The organism is Bacteroidales bacterium, from assembly GCA_035647615.1.
Taxonomy (GTDB): Bacteria; Bacteroidota; Bacteroidia; order Bacteroidales; family 4484-276; genus SABY01.
This window is the reverse complement of record DASRND010000020.1, coordinates 1-5,393: the sequence shown is the minus strand read 5'-3', so window position 1 is coordinate 5,393 and position 5,393 is coordinate 1. Positions and strand designations below refer to the sequence as shown.

Sequence of the window (5,393 nt, the reverse complement as noted above, 5' to 3'; positions counted from 1 at the left end):
GAGCGTGGTCCATTCATCTTCCAATGCAGCTTTGTATTTAATCGTTAACACATCCTGATAAACGAAGAAATTGTAGATGTGCGGATTGACATAATAAAACTTCAGAACGGCTGTATTAGCCCCGGTCATATCCAGCTCTGGCGTAACCAACCGGGTGACCAGCCCACTGGTGTAAGGGATCTCACGCTGGAAAAGTAGATTGTGGTTTCCTGCATACGCCCGAAGCGTAGCATAGAGAGGATTGCCGTTGGCAACCGACCAGACGAGACCACCGCTCACAGCCTCCTGTGTCCAGCCATCAGGTATATTGTTTGATGCTTCAAAACCTTCATAGAAAGGCAGCGTTAGCGCCCCACCATTTGTTAAAGTGTGGCCATTGGAGTGGTTGATCGTTTCATCATAAGTGCTGATTAGATCCGGCTGATCAGCCGATTGTTGAAGTGAATTCGTGTATTCGATAGACGGCCGTTCGTCTTGGATGACGCCATCTTGTTGGCTGTACGTCAATGGAACAGAAAGAAAAAACAGCACTACGGCAAGAAGCTGAATTTTATAAAAAGTACGATACATAACATATAAGATTTAGAGTTTATAATAATTTTTTAAAAAAGTTACATCCTTTGGATTTAAATGCTTTGGAAAGGTTACAATCCAGTGCCGGAAATAACTTTTGTTAACGTTCCAATCTTCTCCATCGCTCAACAGCAACAGGATGTCGATCAACTGATTTGAAAATTCACAAAATGTGAGAAGAAATATTTAGCTTTCTTAAATTATACTATTGCTTACCTTTGCAATGTTTAAACTTAGGAACGCATGACATGAAATGTTCAGAATTATTTCGACTCTTGACAAAAGATGGATGGTATCCGGTTTCACAGAAAGGCTCACATATCAAAATGAGACATGATCGTAAAGAAGGAACAATAATTTTCCCTAACCATGGTAGTCAGGAAGTGGGCAAAGGACTTGAGAAAAAGATTCTGAAAGACGCAGGAATTAATTTTTAAAAGGATGAATGCAATGAAAACATTTGAGGAAAAGATCAAAATAATAGTCGAGAAAACCGGAACAGGATTTTCAGCTTATGCTGAAGAATACTCAATATTTACAACGGGGCGGACTATCCCGGAACTGATTAAAAATGCACTTGAAGCCGCTCAATTGAATTTTGAAGATGCGTATGAAATTACGCATGAAAATTTGAAATTTGAAATCGACTTTGCCCAATTCTTTTCGTATTACAAAGTCATCAATTCAAAATTTCTCGCAGAAATGATAGGTATGAGCCCATCATTATTGTCACAATATGTGCAAGGGGAGAAAAAGCCGTCTGAAAGCGAAACTGAAAAGATATTAGGTGGGATTCACCAAATTGGCCGGGAACTATCCGAAATGAATTTGATTTACAAAAGTTAAAACACGAAACTTTCTATCTCTCCGCCTCTACCGTTTATTCCTTGTTTCTTGCGCCACGCGCCATGCTCCTTGCTCAATGCACCTTTGCGGTTCGTTTCTTATCTCTTCCATTTTCCTCCGTGCCTCTCTGCTTCGGCAGTTCATCCATATTTACCCTTTCCAAAACCGCCACAAATCCTCTGGTGTCTCGCGGGACTTCAGGATTTCCCAGGAGTTATCGTTGTCATTATAACCAATCACTTTGGGCATCTGGCGGCTGTTGTAGCGCGACCACTGGCTGAGGGTGTAGGCGCCGGTGTCGTGAATGATAAGCCAGTCGCCGGCCTGGATTTGCGGCAGCGAAATGTTTCGTCCCATGATGTCGCCCTGAAAGCACAGCGGTCCGGCCAGCATATATTTTTGGGTGGCCTCTCCGATTTTAAGATTTCCTTCGGCATCGGCCAGCGAATATTCGTGCGACCACTGCTCCGGCAGGTAGCACTCGCGGATAAACATATCGGCGCCCAGGTGGATCATCGCCGTATGAACACCGCCATTTGCCGTGCTTTGCTTTACATATTCCACGCGGCTTACCGTGAAGGCGGCATTGAGATGCACCCAGCGTCCAAACTCGGTGATAAGGCGGTAGGTGCCGTCGAAAAGTTTGGGCATTGCCTGCTGCAAACTATCGACATATTGCTGCATGGTGGGCGGGTTGTCGGTGGGATGATACGCTACCGGCAGTCCGCCGCCAATGTCGAAACTTGTGATTTGCTGCCCGCGTCCCTGCTGCGCAAGCTTCAGGTTGATTTCTTCGGCCAGATCGTAAACTGCTTTTATACCTTTAATAAGCAGCGGCAAGGGGCATCCCTGCGATCCCACATGAACATGCAAAGCCGTGAGCCAGGTGTTTTTTAGAAAAAGATTTATAATCTCCTGCCGGTGTACCTGCAGCGCCACGCCAAATTTGGAATAGTCGCCGGCTACGCTGGTGATGGCAATAGTTCCTGTCCCCACCTGCGGGTTGATGCGCAGACCGATGGTGCTTTTTGTATCGAGTGTCGGCAAAATTTCGGCGATCCGCGCCACCTCGTCCAGCGAGTCGGTGTTGAGCCGGACATGATTTTGCAATGCAAAACGAATCTCTTCGCGTGTTTTCACTGGCGAGTCGAATACGGCTTTATCTGGAGGGACGCCCGCTTTGAGCGCCAGCACCAGCTCCGGCAGGCTTGCTGCCTCCAGCCCGACACCCATCTGATTTATTTTTTCCAAAACGGATGGCAGAGGCATGGCTTTTACAGCGATGGCATGCAAAGTCGTTGGCGGGAAAAGCTCCTTCAGCTCATCAATTTTCGCGTAAAGGTGCTGCAAGTTGTAAAAAACTGCAGCAGTATCGTCGGCGGTTATTAGTTCCGGCTGCGACAAAGCAGCTTTTAAAGTTTGAGTTGCTGAATGAACGGGTTGTTGGTGCATCTGGAATTATCTTTAAAGATGAATTATTTTTTAATTGATCAGCTTCTTTTTGACCTCACTCTCGGTCCCTCTCCAATTGGAGATGGGAGCTTTTTTGTGGAGCGAAAAAGCTGATTTCCAAAAAGTATGGGTTGTGTGGGATCACTCATGTGCGCTGCGCTGGAGAGCTCCCTTCTCCGTCAGCTGACGGAAAGGGTCGGGGATGGGGTTCTTATTTGTCATTTGATATTTGGGTTTTGGAGCTTTCAAGTTTCACCTTCGCAATAAATCCATTGCTCTGTTTGTGCGTGCAGCAGTTATTCCGGTGCTGGGGCAACGGCCAACGCCACGCAATTCATCAACTACGGTTTGTATGAGCGGCTGCTCGATGTGCCGCATGTTGGGTAAATCCAATAACCGACTGCCTTTACCATTTACAACTTCGATTGGTGAATTTCCGAAAGTAGCAAAAGTGATCTTCCCCCGGTCGCCCACAATCTCGGTTTTGTCTTCATCAGCGTAAGCAGCAAAATTCCAGATGCCGGTGCCGTGTACCCCCGAAGCAAATATGAATGTACCGCTCACGTGGTCTTCGACAGCATAATCGGCAGCCTGATGCGCCGAATAGCCGTCGGCTGAAATGATGTCGCCAAAATAAAACTGCAGCAGGTCGAGCTGGTGGCTGGCCAGATCAACGAATAAACCACCTCCTGAAATCTCCGGAACCACCCGCCATCCAGCTTCTGCTGCCGGCACAGCTTTTTTATACATTAAAACATTTACAAAACGCACCTTGCCAATTTCGCCGTTGTCAATCAAATTTTTGATGGCCAGAAATCGTGGCAGCGCGCGCCGGTAATAAGCTACAAACAACGGTACTCCTGCCGCTTTACACACAGTTATCATCTCCTGGCTTTCGGCATAGGTGCGCGCCATAGGTTTTTCGACATACACCGGTTTGCCATGTGCGGCCGCCAGCCGTGTGTATTCCAGATGACTGCCTGGAGGGGTGGCAATATAAATGGCATCCACCTCTTCATCTTTTACAAGCGCTTCGGCATTGGTAAACCATTTCTTAACCTTATGGCGGCGGGCATAATCTTCGGCTAACTTGCCATTTCTGCGCATCACAGCTACAAGATCCGAATGATCGATCAACCGGAAAGCCGGCCCACTTTTCACTTCGGTAACATTGCCACACCCGATGATTCCCCAGCGTATAATCTTTTCGTTATTCATTCAAGTGTAAATAGCTAATTTAATTTTTGTCAATTTGGATTAAACTTTCAAGAAAAAGTTATCCCTTAGCACCCCCCAACCCCCTGAAGGGGGAGTTCCCAACGCACATGTCGGGCTGGCTTCCCCTTTAGGGGAACGAGGGGTAGCGTGGGCATTTGATGCTTGAAGTCCTCATGTATAAGCCACTATTTTAAGAGTTTTAACAAACACATTAATTTATATCAGAGGTTTCATCTTTAAAAATTGAAATATTTGCCAATGAATCGGGCAGCAGATAACCGCGAAACATGCCGCTGGTGTTGAAGGGCATTGCAATATTTCCTTCGCTGTCGAGGGCTATCAGTCCGCCTTCGGCACCTTGCTGTTTTAGCTTTTTGTTGATGATTTCGTCGGTAGCTTCCCGCAACGACTGGTGGAGATATTTGAGGCGGGCGGCCACATCGTAAGCCACTTCATTGGTGATAAAATATTCGCCGTGGCCGGTACACGAAACGGCGCAGGTAGCATTGTCGGCGTAGGTGCCGGCGCCAATGACGGGCGAGTCGCCGATGCGGCCATACTTCTTGTTGGTCATGCCGCCGGTGGAGGTGGCTGCTGCCAGATTACCATTTTTATCCAAAGCCACACAACCCACGGTTCCATATTTTTCGCTGGTGTCGGCGGCTTGCTCTTCGGCGCGTTGTCGTGCTTTGAGCAACGATTGCCAGCGCTCTTCCGTGTAGAAATAACTTCTGTCGACAATGGTGAGACCCTGTTCGGCGGCAAAGGTTTCGGCACCGGCGCCAGCAAGCATCACATGCGGTGAGGCTTCCATCACACGGCGGGCAGCCGATATCGGATTGCGGATGACGGTAACTCCAGCCACAGCGCCGGCTTTGCCAGTCTGACCGTCCATTATCGAAGCATCCATTTCGTTTACGCCGGCAGCGCTAAAAACGGCTCCCTTGCCGGCATTAAACAGCGGGCTGTCTTCGAGCACGCGCACGGCAGCTTCCACGGCATCCAGACTGGCGCCGCCCTGCTCGAGAATGGAACCGCCAGCATTTAGGGCTTCTGAAAGTTTTTCGGCGTAAGCCCGACGAACCTCTGTGGGAAAAGCCTCCGGCTGCATCATACCGGCACCGCCATGCACCACAATAGCCCATTGCGGGCGCTCATGGTCTTTACTTTTTAGATTCTTGTCGGTAGCTTGCCCGCATCCGACAGCAAATATTAGCAATAAAAATAACCAGGTTAAATTTTTCATTTTATTAAAATTCAAATTTTTAAAATGATACAGGCGCCCATTTTGGATGCCTCTACGT

The 5,393-nt window shown here is 47.8% G+C and carries 6 protein-coding genes; 2 read left to right on the top strand and 4 right to left on the bottom strand.

Features of this window, described 5'->3' with window-relative positions:
• Positions 1-570 (bottom strand): hypothetical protein (locus VFC92_06915; GenBank protein ID HZK07917.1); only part of this gene is annotated, 570 nt, incomplete at its 3' end.
• Between the two features lie 251 nt (positions 571-821).
• Here VFC92_06915 and VFC92_06910 point away from each other — a divergent pair.
• Both VFC92_06910 and VFC92_06905 read left to right on the top strand, forming a co-directional pair.
• Positions 822-1,010 carry a type II toxin-antitoxin system HicA family toxin gene (locus VFC92_06910; protein ID HZK07916.1) on the top strand — a complete coding sequence of 63 codons (189 nt, stop codon included), beginning with the start codon at positions 822-824 and terminating at the stop codon, positions 1,008-1,010.
• 13 nt (positions 1,011-1,023) lie between these two features.
• Positions 1,024-1,419 carry a helix-turn-helix transcriptional regulator gene (locus VFC92_06905; protein HZK07915.1) on the top strand — a complete coding sequence of 132 codons (396 nt, stop codon included), beginning with the start codon at positions 1,024-1,026 and terminating at the stop codon, positions 1,417-1,419.
• A gap of 150 nt (positions 1,420-1,569) precedes the next feature.
• Here VFC92_06905 and VFC92_06900 read toward each other — a convergent pair whose 3' ends face one another.
• The 3 genes from VFC92_06900 to VFC92_06890 form a co-directional block, all read right to left on the bottom strand.
• Positions 1,570-2,871 (bottom strand): hypothetical protein, encoded by a 1,302-nt coding sequence (locus VFC92_06900; GenBank protein ID HZK07914.1) that lies wholly within the window; start codon positions 2,869-2,871, stop codon positions 1,570-1,572.
• A 252-nt stretch (positions 2,872-3,123) separates the two neighbouring features.
• The gene (locus tag VFC92_06895) at positions 3,124-4,089 is read right to left on the bottom strand and encodes a Gfo/Idh/MocA family oxidoreductase (GenBank protein HZK07913.1); all 966 of its coding nucleotides are present in this window, start codon (positions 4,087-4,089) and stop codon (positions 3,124-3,126) included.
• A 211-nt stretch (positions 4,090-4,300) separates the two neighbouring features.
• A complete protein-coding gene (locus tag VFC92_06890; protein ID HZK07912.1) occupies positions 4,301-5,335 on the bottom strand; it encodes an isoaspartyl peptidase/L-asparaginase in 1,035 nt (344 codons plus the stop codon).
• Positions 5,336-5,393 lie beyond the last annotated feature (58 nt).